18 protein-coding genes are annotated in these 17,852 nt (G+C 38.4%); 2 read left to right on the top strand and 16 right to left on the bottom strand.

Annotated elements, in window-relative coordinates; translation table 11 throughout:
* Positions 1 to 6: 6 nt before the first annotated feature.
* Genes CEF22_RS00990 through CEF22_RS00970 form a run of 5 tightly spaced genes read right to left on the bottom strand, consistent with a single transcriptional unit; the run spans position 7 to position 3,323 of the window.
* Complete coding sequence (locus CEF22_RS00990; RefSeq protein ID WP_100401375.1) at positions 7 to 429, bottom strand: OsmC family protein; 423 nt, start codon at positions 427 to 429, stop codon at positions 7 to 9.
* A gap of 16 nt (positions 430 to 445) precedes the next feature.
* Positions 446 to 1,183, bottom strand: coding sequence for an amino acid ABC transporter ATP-binding protein (locus CEF22_RS00985; protein ID WP_100401374.1), 738 nt, complete (start codon positions 1,181 to 1,183; stop codon positions 446 to 448).
* Positions 1,184 to 1,197: 14 nt separating this feature from the next.
* Positions 1,198 to 1,842, bottom strand: a complete 645-nt coding sequence (locus CEF22_RS00980) for an amino acid ABC transporter permease (protein ID WP_100401373.1) — start codon at positions 1,840 to 1,842, stop codon at positions 1,198 to 1,200.
* A gap of 16 nt (positions 1,843 to 1,858) precedes the next feature.
* Entirely contained in the window at positions 1,859 to 2,686 is an 828-nt protein-coding gene (locus CEF22_RS00975) for a substrate-binding periplasmic protein (RefSeq protein WP_442857380.1), read from the bottom strand.
* Between the two features lie 16 nt (positions 2,687 to 2,702).
* Entirely contained in the window at positions 2,703 to 3,323 is a 621-nt protein-coding gene (locus CEF22_RS00970; protein ID WP_100401372.1) for a TetR/AcrR family transcriptional regulator, read from the bottom strand.
* Positions 3,324 to 3,492: 169 nt separating this feature from the next.
* Between CEF22_RS00970 and CEF22_RS00965 the strand changes: the two genes are divergently transcribed.
* Together CEF22_RS00965 and CEF22_RS00960 are read left to right on the top strand one after the other, a co-directional pair.
* Positions 3,493 to 4,407 (top strand): DsbA family oxidoreductase, encoded by a 915-nt coding sequence (locus CEF22_RS00965; protein ID WP_100401371.1) that lies wholly within the window; start codon positions 3,493 to 3,495, stop codon positions 4,405 to 4,407.
* A 75-nt stretch (positions 4,408 to 4,482) separates the two neighbouring features.
* Complete coding sequence (locus CEF22_RS00960) at positions 4,483 to 4,638, top strand: YflJ family protein (RefSeq protein ID WP_100401370.1); 156 nt, start codon at positions 4,483 to 4,485, stop codon at positions 4,636 to 4,638.
* A 122-nt stretch (positions 4,639 to 4,760) separates the two neighbouring features.
* Here the strand turns inward: CEF22_RS00960 and CEF22_RS00955 are convergent, their stop codons facing one another.
* The 11 genes from CEF22_RS00955 to CEF22_RS00905 form a co-directional block, all read right to left on the bottom strand.
* Positions 4,761 to 6,446, bottom strand: a complete 1,686-nt coding sequence (locus CEF22_RS00955; protein WP_100401369.1) for a methyl-accepting chemotaxis protein — start codon at positions 6,444 to 6,446, stop codon at positions 4,761 to 4,763.
* Between the two features lie 271 nt (positions 6,447 to 6,717).
* Complete coding sequence (locus CEF22_RS00950) at positions 6,718 to 7,971, bottom strand: MFS transporter (RefSeq protein ID WP_198507996.1); 1,254 nt, start codon at positions 7,969 to 7,971, stop codon at positions 6,718 to 6,720.
* A complete protein-coding gene (locus CEF22_RS00945; protein WP_100401368.1) occupies positions 7,968 to 10,868 on the bottom strand; it encodes a DEAD/DEAH box helicase in 2,901 nt (966 codons plus the stop codon). Before CEF22_RS00945 ends, CEF22_RS00950 begins: the two co-directional genes overlap by 4 nt.
* Positions 10,869 to 10,907: 39 nt before the next feature.
* On the bottom strand, positions 10,908 to 11,309 hold the full coding sequence (locus tag CEF22_RS00940) for a (deoxy)nucleoside triphosphate pyrophosphohydrolase (RefSeq protein ID WP_100401367.1): 402 nt from the start codon (positions 11,307 to 11,309) through the stop codon (positions 10,908 to 10,910).
* Between the two features lie 265 nt (positions 11,310 to 11,574).
* Positions 11,575 to 11,898: an MBL fold metallo-hydrolase gene (locus tag CEF22_RS00935; protein ID WP_100401366.1), complete on the bottom strand. Its 324-nt coding sequence runs from the start codon at positions 11,896 to 11,898 to the stop codon at positions 11,575 to 11,577.
* Positions 11,899 to 11,900: 2 nt separating this feature from the next.
* A complete protein-coding gene (locus CEF22_RS00930; protein WP_100401365.1) occupies positions 11,901 to 12,587 on the bottom strand; it encodes a hypothetical protein in 687 nt (228 codons plus the stop codon).
* A 22-nt stretch (positions 12,588 to 12,609) separates the two neighbouring features.
* Entirely contained in the window at positions 12,610 to 13,416 is an 807-nt protein-coding gene (locus CEF22_RS00925) for a Cof-type HAD-IIB family hydrolase (protein ID WP_100401364.1), read from the bottom strand.
* Positions 13,404 to 14,543, bottom strand: a complete 1,140-nt coding sequence (locus tag CEF22_RS00920; protein WP_100401363.1) for an ABC transporter ATP-binding protein — start codon at positions 14,541 to 14,543, stop codon at positions 13,404 to 13,406. The genes CEF22_RS00925 and CEF22_RS00920 overlap by 13 nt, the downstream gene beginning before the upstream one ends.
* 15 nt (positions 14,544 to 14,558) lie before the next feature.
* A complete protein-coding gene (locus CEF22_RS00915; protein WP_100401362.1) occupies positions 14,559 to 15,434 on the bottom strand; it encodes a carbohydrate ABC transporter permease in 876 nt (291 codons plus the stop codon).
* Positions 15,434 to 16,393, bottom strand: a complete 960-nt coding sequence (locus tag CEF22_RS00910; RefSeq protein WP_100401361.1) for a carbohydrate ABC transporter permease — start codon at positions 16,391 to 16,393, stop codon at positions 15,434 to 15,436. Before CEF22_RS00910 ends, CEF22_RS00915 begins: the two co-directional genes overlap by 1 nt.
* A 27-nt stretch (positions 16,394 to 16,420) precedes the next feature.
* Positions 16,421 to 17,839, bottom strand: a complete 1,419-nt coding sequence (locus CEF22_RS00905) for a sugar ABC transporter substrate-binding protein (RefSeq protein WP_100401360.1) — start codon at positions 17,837 to 17,839, stop codon at positions 16,421 to 16,423.
* Positions 17,840 to 17,852 lie beyond the last annotated feature (13 nt).

Below are 17,852 nucleotides of genomic sequence, written 5' to 3'. Positions count from 1 at the left end.
TATAGTCTATTGTCGTTCCTGCTCTTCACCGTTCAAAACAAGGTGGAAAGTAACATCTGCTTTTAAAGAATCGGAGACGGCGCAATATTTTTCTTTTCCAAGGTTAATCGCCCGCCAAATCTTTTTACTATCAATCGCCCCATCAATGATAAAAGTGACATCGATAGAGGTAAAACCTTTCGGAAGCTCCTCTTTTCTTGTCCCATCTGTTTCAATTTCAAGCTTTTCGATCAAGGATAGATGCGGCTTTAAAATCATCGTCACATCAATCCCAATACAGCCTGCCAATGCACTTAATAGCATTTCTGTCGGCGTGGCTCCTTTGCCCGCTCCACCGTAAGCTTCTGTCGCATCCATTTCTACAGGATATCCCGAATCACCGACTGAAGTGAAAGCCCGTTGTCCTTGCCACTTTGTATATACTTTCATTTCAAATCCCCCTCTTTTACACCATTTTCAAAAATTTCTTTGCCCGTTCTGTTTGCGGATTGGTAAAAAATTGTTCTGGTTCCCCTTCTTCGACAATGACACCATCCGCCATGAAAATGATTCGATCTGCCACTTCACGAGCAAATTGCATTTCGTGTGTCACAATCAACATCGTCATTCCATCTTGTGCAAGCTCTTTAATGACAGCTAGTACTTCACCCACAAGCTCCGGATCAAGTGCTGAAGTCGGTTCATCAAATAGCATCACCTGAGGCTCCATCGCTAGCGCTCGTGAAATCGCCACCCTTTGCTGCTGTCCACCTGATAGCCGGGAAGGATAGCTATCCTTTTTCTCTAATAGTCCCACCCGTGCTAATAGCTTTTCGCCCCTCTGAATGGCAGCTTGCTTCTCCATTTTCTTCACAGTCAGTAAGGCTTCAATGACATTGCCAAGAGCCGTCTTATGGGGGTACAAATTAAACTGCTGAAACACCATCCCTGTATTCATTCGTATATCACGAATCGCCTTTTTCTGCTCTTTCTTTGATTGTGTATCCGCCAGCAAAAGATCACTGATTTGTATTTGGCCGCTCGTCATCTCTTCTAATCCATTCATACAGCGAAGGAACGTGCTCTTTCCTGAACCGCTAGGGCCTAAAATAGCAATAACCTCTCCAGCATTTACCGACAAATCAATGTTCTTTAACACCTCTTGTCCATTAAAGCTTTTCGACAATCCTTCAATTTTAATCATACGATAACTCCCATTTATTCATAAATTGATAGACGTTTTTCCAATCTTTCTAGGAGAAAAGCAAAGCCTGTGCTCATGATCCAGTACATCACCGCAATCGCCAAATAAAAAGGCATATACACATAATATTGAGCAATCAATAGCTGGGCCGAACGCATGAGCTCCGTCATAGTAATGACCGACACAAGCGATGTTTCTTTTAACATTCCAATGAAGGTATTTCCAGCTGGGGGAATGGCGACTCGAATCGCTTGCGGTAAAATGATTCTTCTCATCGTCTGAAAAGGTGTCATTCCGGATGCATAAGCGGCTTCCATTTGCCCTTTAGGAATCGATTGAATAGCTCCGCGCAGCGTTTCCGATAAATAGGCACCGATACTAATGCTGAGTGCAATAAAAGCTGCTGGTAATGGCTCTAGTTTAATGCCATAATCCACCAACCCGTAGTAGATGATCACAACTTGCACAAGCGTTGGTGTTCCTCGAATAACCGACACGTATGCACGTGCAATCCAACGAATCAACCGATTTCCTTTAAGTCTAGCGATTGCCGTAATCACCGCAATCATCGAGCCAAAAAACATCGATACAATGGTGATAAGGAGCGTATAATACGCCCCTTGTAATAAAAATGGCAGATTCTCTAATACAAGCTCCATTGTTTATGATCCTTTCTTATTCTGTAGGCTCTTCGTCAAACCATTTGACATAAATCTCTTTATAAGTGCCGTCTGCTTTCATATCTGCCAAAATTTTATTTAATTCTGTCACGAGCTCTTCATTGCCTTTACGAACGGCAATACCCGCTTGATCAGATTTGATCGGCTCACCGACTGCTTTAATTTTAAATCCATTTTTCTCTACAACCGGTTTAATCGCATACATATTGTTAATCGTTGCATCAATGCGGCCAGCATCTAAATCTTTTAATGAAGTGATGACGTCATCATACGTTTTAATATTGAACTCGCCAACTTCTGGCATTAATGTTGTACGAAGATACGTTTCATCGTTTGTCCCTAAGCCTACTCCAATATCTTTCCCTTTAAAATCTTCTACTGTCTTAACGTCATTATTATTTTCGGCAACAATGACCTTCACATGATTCGTAATGTATGGATCAGAAAAACCCATTTGCTCTTTACGTTCATCCGTAATTGTCATTTGACTAATAACTGCATCAAATTTTTCCGTTTGTAAGCCCGCAATCATCCCAGAGAATTCCTGCGCTACAAATTCAACTTCTACCCCTAATCGCTTGGCTACTTCTTTCGCAATATCCGCATCAAAACCATCCATTTCTTTTTGATCATTTAAAAAGTTGTATGGAGGGTAAGTGCCCATTAAGCCAACTTGCAATTTGCCCTCTTCTTTAATTTGATTCAATAAACTTTCTTGGCCTTCTTCCTTCGATTCTTTCGGTTTGTCTGAGCTGCAAGCACTAAGCAATGCAGCGAAAGCTAATAATAAAATAACGGATAGAAACTTATTTCTCTTCATCATCATATTTTCTCCCTTTCTATATTCCTAATAGTCCAAAAAATTCAAACCGAACTACTTCCTTTGCTAACTCATTGGCCGTTTTTTGATGTAATTTTGAATGAGTCGTAATCGGGCCAAACAACCATTTTGATAAAATACCTTCTAGCAAACTGACTAATAACGCCGATTGGATGGAAGGATCATTATTCGGCAAAATCCCAAATTCAATGGCACGTTCAATGTTTTTCTTAAAAGCTTCTTCGATCTGGAGTCGCGTCTCCATAATGGCTTCATGAATAGAAGCCTCACTTTCCATCCCTCGTAGCAAAATCTCCATAAAAAATTTGTTGTCCTGTGAAAACAAGAATAAGTTTTCAAACAAACGCTCAGATGCTTTCACCGTATCTTGCACAGTGCCAGGAGATTGACGATACCCTTTTGATACCACTTCTAATAAGCTCTGCGTTCCTTTATGGATAATTTCTAAGGCAATGGCTTCTTTGCTTTTGAAGTACCAGTAGAAAGTCCCTTGAGCGACACCCACTCCACTGACAATATCGGAAATTTTTGTCTTATGATAACCTCGGCTAGCAAATAATTGCAACGAAATTTGCAAAATTTGCTCCCTTCGATCTACATTGTGACTTGCTTCGCTCATCCTTCCCCCCCTCTCGATTGATTAGTCAGTCAATTTAATTTATATCCTACAAAACAAATCGAATTAAGTCAATAAATACTATTAGTTTTATCGGAATTATTTTAGTATAAGGTTTTACAGTTGGTATCTTTTTTATACTAAGTATATTATTTAAACAAGGAGGGGTATTATGAAAAAAAGTAATATGATGTGTGATCTAGAAACAGGGGTTTGCGGAGAATCAACAGAGGACACAATGGACTTGATTGATTTCAATCCACCTCAAAAAAAGATCAATCTTTATTATGTCACTGATCCAATTTGCTCCCACTGTTGGGCTCTCGAACCTGCTTTACGCCGGTTTGAACAACAGTATGGACATTACTTTACGATGCACACAGTAATGGGTGGATTGTTAAAAAGCTGGGATGGATTTGCTGATGTGAAAAATGGGATTGGTCGTCCAGCTGATGTGGCTGATCATTGGAAAGAAGTGGGCGAGCATTCACGGATGCCAATTGATGGATCATTATGGCTAAATAATCCGATCCAATCTTCTTATCCAGCTGCTCGCGTGTTTAAAATCATTCAACAAAGTGACGAGCAACTCGCTAACGTTTATTTACGCCGAGCACGAGAAGCTGTATTTGCCTTTAATCAAAATATCGGGGAAAAAGAAATATTGATTGATATTGTCAATCAGATAGGACTTGATGGAGAAACCATTGTAAAAGAAGCAGAAACAACAACTGGACAACAATTGTTAGATCAAGACTTTGCACTTGCACGCTCTCTCGGTGTACGTGGGTTTCCAACTATCATTATCGTGAATGAAGAAAGCAAAGGCGTCAAAATCGTTGGGGCCCGGCCTGTGGATTATTACGTGAAAGGGTTAATGCAAGCACTAGCAACGGATCAATTGCAACCTGAGCCACTACCCGTCCTGTCTCGCCTTCTTGAAAAAGAAGCTCGGTTATTTTCAAAAGAACTAGAAATAATGTACGATTTAGAGCCAAGTGCCGTCCGATCATTTATCGAAAAAGAACTTTGTTCCGACGAATATCAACTGAAAGAAATACTTGGAGAAATATATGTAGAGAAATAATCAAGTAATGGGCACTTCTTTTGTAGCTCCTCCATATATTGTTGTTAACCTGAATGATGGAGGAGGTTTCTACTCGTGGCCCATTTATATTCAAAAGGCTGGTTCATCCAACAATTAAAACAAGCCAATATTACAAAACTAGAAGGCCGGAAGCTTGAACAGTATAAAACGCATGTAGTACGCAACCTATATCTTCAACTTATCGACCAAAAGGAAACCAAAACGAAATAAATCCCAGGCACCGTCTAGATTGAAGATGGTGCTTGGGGTTTGAGCTTTATGTAGACTTTCTTCGACCTTGTATAGCTTTTCTTTGGTTTTCTGGTAGCTTCTTTGACTGGATTACTACTTTCTTACACCTTAAACTTACTAACTAGTTGTTGTAGATCCTCTGCTCGACTAGACAACGCTTGAGAAGAGGCGGCTATTTCTTCTACTGAAGCTAATTGCTCTTCTGCCGCAGATGCTACCGTTTGTGAATGCATCGACGTCTCATTTGAAATTTCAGTCATGCCATGCACCGTTGCTGATACTTCTTCCGTACTTGCTGATACTTCTTGTGCTGTAGCAGCCATTTGTTCAATATGATCCGCTAACTCATCCATCAATTGCAAAATTTCTTGAAAGTTTACTTCTGTATGATGAACAATATTTAAACCATCTTTTACCTCTACTGTCACTTGTTCAATCGATTCGTGAGATTGAACCATATCTTTCTGAATATCCACAATTAAGCTAGAAATCTGTGCCGACGATTGTTGAGATTGCTCGGCTAGTTTACGCACCTCTTCCGCTACGATCGCGAAGCCTTTTCCATGTTCGCCAGCTCTTGCCGCTTCAATTGCTGCATTTAACGCTAGCAAATTGGTCTGTGCCGAAATGTCGTTAATCACTTTCGTAATCTCTCCAATTTGCTTCGAGCGCTCATCTAATGATCGAACAATGTCTCCACTTTCATGAACAGATCGATTAATCGCCTTCATCTGTTCAACGGTCTGACTGACAAACCCTCCTCCCTCTTTTGCTTTTTGAGCTGTTTGAACACTCACTTCTGAAATGAAAGTGGCATTCTCTGCAATCGATTGCACCCCTTTACTCACTTCTTCTAATGCAACAGAGCTTTCCTGGATACTATCCGTCGAATGTTCAGCTCCGCTGGCTACTTGTTGAATCGATTGCACAATACTCTCTGTCGCCTGACTCGTTTGCTCTGCACTGGCTGTTAACTGCTCCGATGAAGAAGCAAGATGCTCAGAAGTCACCATCACTTCATTCGTCATCTCTTTAAGATTGGCAACCATCTGATTAAAGCTAGTGGAAAGACTGCTTAATTCATCCCCGGCTGTATCATTGACTTTGGCCGTGAAATCTCCCTTTCCTGCTTGTTCAAGTGCCACAGTCAAATTGCTCAATCTTGTTTTTATTCTTTTCGTAAACCAATAGGCTACCCCACAGGAAAGCATAATCATAATGACTAAAATTATTAAAAATGCCACAAAAAATTGAGATAACACTTCATCAATAATTTGTTGTGAGGCCCCCATATATAAAATACCGACAACTTCATTATTTACATTCTTGAGAGGCATATAAGCCGTTTGATATGTATGTCCAGCTACTTCAGCTTCACCATAATACTCTTCCCCTTGTTTAAGAACCTTCTCAATGACTTCAGGAGCAGCTTTCGTTCCAATGGCACGATTTTCCCCATCCTTCACATTGGTCGATACACGTATATCCCCTTGAAAAATCGTGATGGTACCTCCCGTATCCTTGCCAATGTCATCAATGACTTCATAGTTCTCATTAATTAGCGTCGTCCCTTTATATAACTGATTATTCTTAATTTCCCATTCTCCGCTATATTTTTGATCAATATACCGATAAGTAAGACTTAAATCACTTTTTGCCTTTTCAACAGCAAATTCTTCAATTCCTTTAGTGATTTGTTGAGTGACGACGACGCCTACAACTGTGGACAAAACAAGAATAACACCAATCACCATTAAATTAATCTTGGTGCCAAGTTTCAACTGCATGCTACAAACCTCCTTAACTATATGCCTGCTAACCAAATGGATAATTACACGACTATTTTTTTACAAAATTTAGTAATAACCTCTAACTTGTCTTTATGTAATAAAAATAATGATAATTATTATTTAGATATAACTATACATGAATATATAGATATTTATACCTAGTCAAAAAGGAATTTTACAAAAATAAAACAATTGAATTCAACAACTATTTTTCAAATAAAAAAAACCATCAAAAAGGAATTTCTTCCTTCCTGATGGCTTCTTCGCTTTATGTTGTCCCTATTTTATTTGGTAACGTTTCATTCATACGCAAACTAGCATTGACTCCAGCGATGAAAGGGAGTAAAGCTACTAGTCCAATAGCCCAAGAAACGCCTATTATATCTGTAATCAGTCCAGCCATTAACGCCCCAAATGCATACCCACTGTCTCTCCAAAAACGATAAACTCCCATCGAGGACGCTCGCCAGTTCGATGCGGCCACATCACTAATGGCCGCTTGCAACGTGGGGTACACCATGGCAGTACCTAAACCTAACAGAATGGAGCCTACTATCCATAACGAAAAATGATTGACGAATAAGATGAGCCACAGAGCAAAGGCCTGTAACCACATTCCCGAAACAATCAATTTTTTCCGCCCGATTTTATCACTCCACATTCCTGTTACTAGCTGAAATATCCCCCATGATGCTGGGTACAAGGCAACAATTGTTCCGATTTGACTAACGTTTAAACCGACAGTTGTAAAATATATCGGAAAAAGCCCCCACGCCATTCCATCTTTTAAATTGGTTGTTAATCCAGCAAAACTAATACTCGAAAGATTTTTATTCTTCCAAGTTGTCAACTGAAATACTTCTTTAGAGGAATACTGATGAGTGGAATCATCTTGAACTTGAGCGTTTACATACTGTTTAGTATCCCTTGCAAAAAAAGATAAAACAAGCCCAACAACCACAATGACAATTCCTAAATAAAACGGCTCTGGCCGTAGCGAATAGGACGAAGCAATATAACCTGAAACAGCTGCCATGATCGCCACACCAGAATAACCCGCAAACTCATTCAATCCAGCCGCTGTTCCTCGTTGATTCGCTTTAGCTAGATCAATTTTCATATTCACAGTCATCGACCAAGTGAGTCCTTGATTGATTCCTAATAAGATATTTGCCAACACAATCACCCACCATGCATGGGCAAAAATAATCAATACCGGCACAAATAACCCTATCATCCATCCGATCAAAAGAACCCTTCTTCTACCGAATCGATCCGCAATTTGTCCAGCAAAATAATTGACCATAGCCTTTGAAAAACCAAAACTAATAATAAAGGAAAGAGCGGCACTGGTAGAAGCTAACCCAAACTGCTCTTCACCGACGATCGGTAAAACCGTTCGTTCGATCCCTACCATCGAACCAACAAATAGATTAATCACTACTAACAAAAAAAATTGAATAAGATTTTCTTTAATACCCTCTTTGGGCAAGTTCACCGTTTGCACCTCCCATCCATTCATTCCTCTCCGCTCTTAATATAATGATAAAGCTGATGTGGCACAGGTTGCTCCATCACTAAATTCATACAAACAACAGGAATCTCCTTGTCATGCTTGTCCTTCATCGTTGTCTGTTCAATGCTTGACGGCTCAGGAACTGCTTTTCCTAAATAATAAAAATCCCGACCTTCGTCATTATCCTTTTTTACAAATATATGAATATCGATGCCTCTTCTCTCTGCTTCTATAATCGTTTGCACTTCTTTTGACTGTAGCGTCCGGTTGCTTCTTGTATACCACTTGAACAGATTAGGGCTTAAAAACTCATCCCCATAATTGACACTTGCCTCAATCTCATCCTGCTTATGATACGTAACGAATATAATGCAAGACTGATACTTCGTTTTGTAGCCATACACCGTAGAGCTTTCATCGTTTTCCCAGCTTAATAACTTACAGGCATCTTTTCGGGAATATTTTTCATACAAAGTGAATACTTCCTCACTGCGATATTTTTCAGCATTTTCCAGACCACACTTAATGATATCTTTAACCATTTCCTCGAAAAATTTATTTTTATCTAAACTTGATTTTATATTTGAGTGAAAAAGATATTTTTGATCGGCCGTGAGTTCAACAATCGGTTGCTCGCCATATTTTTTCTGCTGGCTTTGTGTGAAGAAAGATAAATCAAATAAACGATGAACTGAACGAATCACTGCCTCGTCTGTTGAACATTGATATTGCTGCAAGCGGGAGAAATAGGTTTCAACCCTCACCTCTCTCTCATCCATTAGCATATCTAATAAAATCAGCTCATTTCTCCTCTTACCATCTAACACTTCCTGCGACAGCATCGTTAACACATTGTTTTCATCGACTGATATGACAGGAACATCCTCTTTTACTTTCGCTAAAAATTGATAATAATTGGCATGTTCATTAACGATCACTAACGGATCAATGGAATGATTGTTGATAAAATCATATAGTAAAGGCACTTTTCCTAATCGATTCTTCAACTCGACAAAGGCTTCCCTTAACATTGCTAATTTTGTTAGGCGGCTTTCACTAATCGATTGTAAAATTTGCTTTTTCGCGATTTCTTCAAAATGAATCGTCGAGACCCCTTTAATATAGCTCGTATCAATCGTTTTTCGACGAATATTATCTTTGTTTTGCGTACGATCGCCTGATAATGCGACCGGAATTAAGTAATTATTTTTATAATTTCCGATAAAATCAATAATCGTCACATAATGTTTCGATGCGTGTTTACGAAGACCCCGCCCAAGCTGCTGAATGAAGACAATACTCGATTGTGTTTGCCTTAACATCACGACTTGATTAATGCTAGGAATGTCGATCCCTTCATTAAAAATATCTACTGTTAAAATATAGTCAAGATTCCCATTTTCTAATTCAATTACTCGTTGTTCACGTTCTTCTTGAGAATGGTCACCTGTTAAAGCAACGGTCCGATAACCCAATTCATTCAATTTCGTGGAGAGCTGTTCAGCTTCTTGTTTTCTACTGCAAAAAATGAGCCCTTTCACAGTTTCTCCAGAAAATCCATAGTATTCGATCTTCTCGACTAGATGTTGTACTCTTTCTTCTGTCACAAGCCGTGATAAAATCGTCGCATCATCAATGAGCTCTCCATTAAATTGTAAGTCGGTAACACCAAAATAGTGAAACGGACAGAGCATATCTTCCTCTAACGCTTCCTGCAAACGAATTTCATAGGCAATATTATAGTCAAATAATGAATAAATATTAAAATCATCGGACCTTTCAGGAGTCGCTGTCATCCCCATCAAAAACTGCGGCTGAAAATAATCAATGACACGCTGATACGAACCGGCCCCGGCTTTATGTACTTCATCAATTAAAATATAATCAAATGCTTCACGATCAAATGAAGCTAAATAGTTTTCTTTAGCAATCGTCTGAATCGTCGCAAACAAATATTTAGCGTCCGTTTCTTTTTTCGTACCTGATAAAATACCAAACTCTTCGTCTACCCCACCTAACACTTTTTGAAAATCAGACTTTGCTTTATGTAAAATTTGTTCTCGGTGCACAATAAACAACATTCGCTTAGGGGCAAACCTTCTCACATCAAACGCCGAAAGATACGTTTTCCCAGTCCCTGTGGCAGAAATGACTAGGCCCTTTTTCTCCCCTGTTGCTCGCAATTGAACAATTTGCTCTAACGCCGCTCGTTGCATATTATTCGGTTGAATTTGGAGCGCCTCTTGGATCGCATTCGTTTGATAAGCAGTTGGCCCTTCAATTACTTGCTCGGCTAACCTTTTATCAGCCTGCTGCTGATAAATTTTTTCATACTCTTGAATCCATTGCTCGCTCAAAATGTCCGACTGCTGCCACACATCTTCAAATTGCTGCTTAAAATGATGAACAATTTCTCCATCCTCATGAGAAGTGAGCTTCACATTCCATTCGTAGTTCACCTTTAATGCCTGAGCTGTCAAGTTGGAACTGCCAACAATTAATGAATAATAATCCTCATGCGTAAAAATGTATCCTTTGGAATGAAACCCTTTTACATTCGTTAGCCGAACTTCTACATTGCTAATCTTCATCAGCTCCCGAAACACTTTCGGCTGATTAAATTGTAAAAAAGTCGATGTTAAAATACGTCCACTAACCCCTTTTCTCTTCAAATCGAGAAAATGAGACTTTAACGTTGCTAATCCGCTTTCCGTAATAAAAGCAACCGAAAACAAAAAGGACTGACAATGCTCTAACTCCTCCACTAAAGAAGTTAAAACATATTCATTTTTTTGCACATTATTGACTAATAACTTGGGACGATAGTTGCCAAAATGGTTCGATTGTTGATTAATAAATCCTGTATGCAATGATGCTTCTAAATTATGAATAAAATTACTCATTCCATCACCTGTACTTTACGTTTTTCATAGCAACGCCTTTTAATGCAACACAGATAGTTGACTCAACTTCTCAATCGCTGGAATATCTGCTGGTGCCCAATCTAACGAAGCTAACTCATGCGGTGCCAACCATTTCACAGCGACGTGTTCTGTTAACACAGGTTCCCCCTCCACAATTCGGCAGAAAAATGTCGTTAAATGAACAATACCAAAATCATATTCGTATACGGTATGTTCTACTTGTTCTCCAATCTCAATTTGGCAGCGCATCTCTTCTTCGATCTCACGACGCAATGCTTCCTCTGGGGATTCACCTTGCTCGATTTTCCCCCCTGGAAACTCCCATTTTAATGATAAAGTTTTTCCTTCTCCTCGTTGAGCGCATAAAATCTTCCCTTCCTCAACGATCACTGCTCCGACAACATATATGTTTTTTTTCATGATATTCCTCCTCGAAAATTCGTTTCACGTGAAACAATTTCATGTTTCCTGTCGAAAAATCAAAAATCGTCTGAAACTTCCTATCACACTGAATTATTATCTCATTTCTATTATACAACAACGCTCCCACTCTCAGACTGTCTAGTATATATTGTTTTTCTTCACTCTAAAATCAAAAAAGAGCCCCTCCGTAATCGAAGGGGCTTAACTGTTCGTACAGATGTATTAAATTTTTAGGGGGAAATTTAATTCATCAAATAAGTAACTACAAAATACTTAATCCATCGTATGCAACGGTTACGTTATAGTCACTAGCGTTAAATTCTTGCTGTAGTAATTCATTTACATCTAAATGATCGCTATGACTATGTGTAATTAGCAAATGTCGAACAGCATTCATGCTTAAGTTTTGATTCACCATTTGCATAAAAATATCAGGCGAGATATCGATTTGGACTCTGTCATTAATTCTAAACGAAGACCTTGTCCTAATATCTTTTCCTTTATGCTCTCTAGCATATTGACAGTAGTCGCACTCACAAAAGACAGCTGGAACCGCTTCTGCCGCACCTGTTCCTAAAAATTTCAAATTCATCCTTCCTTCCGTTGATGGAATTGGACAATTGCTAATGCTCCTGTGTTCATATCTCCACGAAGACGTTCATCCTCCATTACTTCAAATGTCATCTCGAACTGATCTTCTAGCGTATTTAATCCATTTAATAATGGGATTTTTTTGTTTTTAACTGTTCCATAAAGTGTTGCTTCCACGCCAAATGGGTCATGCAAATGCTCATTCTTCAGTTTAGAGGAACGGTTACGAAACTCTTCTTCAAATAAGTCTTCATACCCACCAGTGCAACCACAAATCGGACAATCATCTACATAAGGATGTAATTCACTTGGACGATCGACTTCAAAATGAACACTAATAGCAATCGGGAAAAACTCTCCTTGATCATTTTTCAGTGGTTGTTGTCCTTTTAAGAGCTGCGTATAAAAGCGATAATGTAGCGAGTGATCATGAGTGAACTCACCATTTTCCCCCATCTCAATATACTGTAGGCCTCTTCTTCTACCTACTGCATCGCATCCTTCAGCTGTATGAAAATAACCGTAATCATCATACATATCTACCGTTTCTTCTAAACGCTCAATGACAAATTTCAATGCTTGATTATAATTGGAAGCTAATTTCTTAGATACTAACATCCATAAATTTGGGTATCTTGGAGCAGAACTTGGAAATTGATCTTTCTGTGGAAACATATGAATCATGATGAACACCTCTTCTAATCATTTAGTTTGGAACCTTCACTGCTTGACGTTCTAGCCAATCTAAAATTTCTCCAATGGCATTTTCTTCATTTGTTTTTTTAGTTATATAGTTAGAAGCTTTTTTGACATAATTATTTGCGTTATTTACAGCCACTCCATATTCAGCTAAATCAATCATTTCTAAATCATTATTGTTATCTCCTATAGTCACAAGTTGACTGAACGGAATATTTAAATAGTCTAATAGAAATTTACAAGCTTCTCCTTTATTCACACCTGCAGGTAAAATTTCTAAAAGCTCCGGCTCAGAATTAACCGCATTAAAAGTTTGAAAATGAGGATGCAACTCTTGAATAACTTCTGGGCGACCTAAAAACATAAATTTAATGATCTCTTTTTCTAGTAATTCTTCTTCTGAAATAAGGATGGCCCGAATTCCATCTTTCTCTTCCTGTTCTTCAATCGATACATGACTATATAAGTAATACGCACCGTCATGATCGAAAGCTAGCATGCCCATGTCTATTTGAGCAACTAACCTTTTGTATTGCTCGATAATTTCCTGCTTCGTCACTTGAGCAAGAGATCTTTCATAAATAAATTGTTCAGTTACAGGATGATAAACTCTCGCTCCATTGTAAACAATGACAGGGATTTGAATGTTTAATTTCTTAATCATCGGTAAGGCGCTTTGCAAAGACCGTCCCGTTGCAAGAGTGAAAGTTCCACCCGCTTGAATAAATTTAGATATGCTCTCCATCGTTTCATCTAAGATGGATTGTTGATTACATAATAAAGTTCCATCTAAATCAGAAATTACACACCACATGCTGTTTTCATTTTCCTTTCAGAAGTTAAATAGATATTTCTTTGTTTCCCCTCGCTTTCAAAGAGAAACTGATAGGTTTGAATAGAAAGCCAAACCTCAGATTGTAAACGAACTTGTTGATGATCAGGGCATACCGCTTTTATTTTATAGCTTTCTATCCCATTCAATTGAATAGTAACCATTAGCTCTCGCCCTGTATGTTCTACATACGTCACTTTTCCTTTTAACTCGGTACCATTAGAAGGTTTTTCAAAGGAAAGCTCGACTTGATGAGGTCGAAATCCTAAGATCAATGGTTCATTATCTTGCAATGTGACTTGTTTTAGTTCTTGCTCTTGCAGCTTAATAGTTCCAATACCTGGAACGAGCAATGAATGGGAATGAGCTTGATACTGACAGTCTAGACGATTCATAAATGGCATCCCCATGAAGCTCGACACAAACCAATTAGCTGGTTCATTTAAAATAGCTGAAGTAGGTGAAAACTGCTGAAGCTCTCCATCTTTCATAACAGCAATGTAATCAGACATCGAGATGGCTTCTTCCTGATCATGCGTCACCATAATTGTGGTAATTCCAAGAGATTGTTGCAAATTGCGAATTTCCTCTCGTAATTTCATTCTTAAAGAGGCATCTAGAGCCGATAAAGGTTCATCAAGAATGAGTAAATCCGGCTCTTTCACTAATGCACGAGCTATGGCTACCCTTTGTCTTTGACCGCCAGACAATTGATGAGGCTTGCGATCCTCAAACCCTAGCATATTAACCATTTCGAGCACACGGTGCACTTTCGGTTCAATATCCTTCTTTAACACCTTTTGGTTCACTAACGGAAAGGAAATGTTCTCTTTCACCGTCATACTTGGATAGAGCGCAGAGCTTTGAAAGACCATTCCGATATTCCTGTATTTCGGCGACATATTCTTTACATTCTTTTCATCGAAAAATATATCTCCATTAGATGGTTTCTCTAAACCAGCAATCATAAGCATGGTCGTCGTTTTTCCGCATCCAGAAGGTCCTAATATCGTTGTAAGTTTACCGGATGGGATGTCTAAATCCAATTCCCTCACTGCCGGCTTGCTCGGATCATAATACTTATAAATTTCCTTTAAAGCGACTCTCACGCTGACGCCTCCTTACTAAATTTTCATCTTAGAGATATATTTTTGAGAAAATAAATATAATCCTATGGCCGGCAACATATAGAACGTAGCTAACGCCATGATCATGCCGTAATTAATAGTTGCTGTGGATTCCGTATCTATTAACGTGTTTAAAATAATCGGAAGCGTAATTTTTGCGTCATCATATGTGAAAACAGAGACAATGACGTACTCCCCCCAACCGTTCAAGAAAGCAAATAACGAGACAGCTGCGATCCCTGGCCAAACGATTGGCACATAAATCGAAAAGAATCTTTTAATCATCGAACTTCCATCAATTTCAGCAGCAAAATCGAGGTCTTTTGGAATTTCATCGAAAAAGCCTTTCATAATCCAAGTAGACATTCCAACTTCAGCAAAACCTTTGATTAATATAATCCCAATCATCGTGTCTAATAGACCGACCGTTTTTAAAATATAAAAACTAGCAATTAATGTCGTAATCGAAGGAATCACTCGGGAAAATAACGTCGATTGAATTAAAAATTCTTTCCCTGGAAACGTTCCTTTTGCTAAGGCATAACCCGAAAACACGCTGATTGCCACTTCAATGAACATACTGCCAAGGGCGATGATTAGGGTATTAAGAAATATTTTCCACACACCAGGGTAAACATTGTTTTCGATCACTAAATTGGGACTAAAAATAAATTTCCAATTCTCTAAAGTAAAACCTGTAAACTTTCCACCTTTTATATCTCCAACGCTATATAACATCATTCCAACATACAAACTTAACAAGAACACAGATAGGCCCAACAGCAGTAGAATTAATGTATACTTCAACCAATTATCCAAAAATCGATTTTTCCAATGGCTATACTCTCGGTTTTTCATTGTTTCTTGTACCATTATTTCTCTCCATCCATTAATTTCTGAAAACCAAATCGTTTATAGGCGATAAAGATGGCAAGGATGATCAATGGAATCATATACATTGAAATGGCCGCGCCATATCCAAAGTCCAACGTTGAGAAGGCTGTATGGAACGAATACAAGGACCAAACTTCTGAACGATAGTTAGGACCACCATCTGTCAAAAGTAAAATCGATTCATAGGATGTTAATAAAGAGAGACCTTGCCATAGAGTTAGAAATGTTAATGGCCATCTTAAATGAGGGACAATTAATTTTCTTATAATGGTCCCGTCAGAAGCTCCATCAATCTTGGCCACTCGAAATAAATTTGCATCCATCGATTGAATCGCCGATGAAAGAATAATCGTCGTAATAGTTGTTCCCATGATCCCAGCCAACATAATATTAATGAGTAACGGATATTCACTTAGCCATGCAACGGGTTCCATGCCATATACGCGAAACAGAATCATATTTAAAATTCCTTTGTCCGTCGGGCTAAAGATCCATGTCCATAAAAGAGCTTCTACCACACTAGGAGATACTTTTGGTAATAACCAAATCGCTCTCAAGATCGTACCCGCCTTAGAATTTCTCATAAAATACGTAGTCGTTAAAGCAACAAAGAAGCCTAAGACAATCTTGATGAATAAAGTCGCAATAATAAAGATCACCGTATTCCAAAAGATCATCCCAATTTTCGGATCAGCGAACACTTTCTTGTAATTGGTCAATCCGTTGAAATTCCACTCCATGCTATAATCCATTGACGTAAATGAGATTAAAACCACAATGATCGCAGTAATAGGAAAAAGGATAAATTGATTGAATAGGAAAGGGCTTAAAATTAAGCCCCAGTACTTATTTTCTTTCACCTGACGAAAGAAAGATTTTTTTGTAAAAAACTCTCTTTGTATAATCGTCTGTTCTAAGCTTGTTTTTTCAGTAGACATCCTTTAAAACCTCTCATTTAAAGAGTTTTATTTCACTTGAATATTTTTTTCATCGATATTAAGCTTCAACTGTTCTTCCATATAATCTACTGCTTCTTGTGGTGTCATTTCACCAGTCATCACATAGCTGGATGCATCTTTAATGATTTTGTCGTATTTAGCTTGGTCTGGATGATTTCCGTTGAATTTCGAGTAATTTGTAAAATGTTTAACTGAGTTAATCCACTCATTAGCTACAACCGTTTCGTGCTCTTGTCCCTCTTTTGTAAATGGAATATGACTTGTTTCTACACCGTGTTTAGCTTGAAACTCTGGTTCACTCACATAAGCTAACAACTTTTTAGCCGCGTCAAATTGTTTCGTATCCTTTGAAACAACATAAACCCAAGGATTAGAAACCGTAATTGGTTTATTGCCTTTTTCCACAACAGGTAAATTCATCACGCCAAGATTCTCTTTAATCCAATCTGTTGTAAGATTTCCCTGTTCCTTATGAAGTCCGTTTTTACGGAATTTCGCTTCATCCCAAATTCCCGCTTGAATAAATAACGTTTCATTATTAACGAGTCTAGCTAGCTTTTCATTTTTGTCCGTTGTGATATTTTCTGCAGGAATGACACCGGAATCTACACTTTCTTTCATCCATTCAAAAGTAGACAACACATTGGCTTTATCTAAAATAAACTGACCTTTATCCCAATCATAAATTTCCGCACCAAAGTTATAGAAATTCATTGGATTATCATTTGAACCACCATCAAACTCATAACCTTTATCTACAATTCCCTTTTCTTGTGCTTCTTTTGCTACAGTGATCATGTCTGATAATAAGAAATCACCTGATTCCGCTTTAGCAGGCAGCTCATTAATCTCAGCTTCTGTCCAACCTAACTCACGTAGTCTATTTTTATTGAAGTAGACCACTCGAGCTTCTGTATCTTGGATAACACCATAAATGTTACCGTCCCACTTAACAGGGTTCCAATAACCATCCATTAAGTTAGTAAATACTTCTTCTTTTTCAATACCATTCAACTCTTTAATATATCCACCATCTGCCATCCAACCAACAGATGTATACGATGTAGCATAAATATCTGCAGCATTACCAGACTGCGAAGCAAAAATGAAGTTCTGATCAAATGCTTCTCCATCCATTGGTTTAACAATAGCTTCTACTTGAACTCTGTAGTCTTCACCCGCTTCTTCAAGGTCCGTGTTCATTTTCTTTGCTGCTCCTTCAAAGTTTGTAACACGCGTAGGAGCTGATGCATCCCTAGTAAATACTTTCAATGTCACGATTTTGTTTCCATTTTCATCTACAGGTAAGTCCTCTTTAGAATTGCTATCAACAGGATTATCACTATTGGCACTTTTAGATCCTGAACATGCACTTAGCACGAACAACAAAACGATCGACATGATGATAAATAGCTGTTTCTTCATATCTGCACCTCAT

It is taken from the genome of Bacillus sp. FJAT-42315, from assembly GCF_002797375.1.
Lineage (GTDB): Bacteria > Bacillota > Bacilli > Bacillales > Domibacillaceae > Bacillus_CE.
This window is presented reverse-complemented; position numbering and strand designations above follow the sequence as displayed.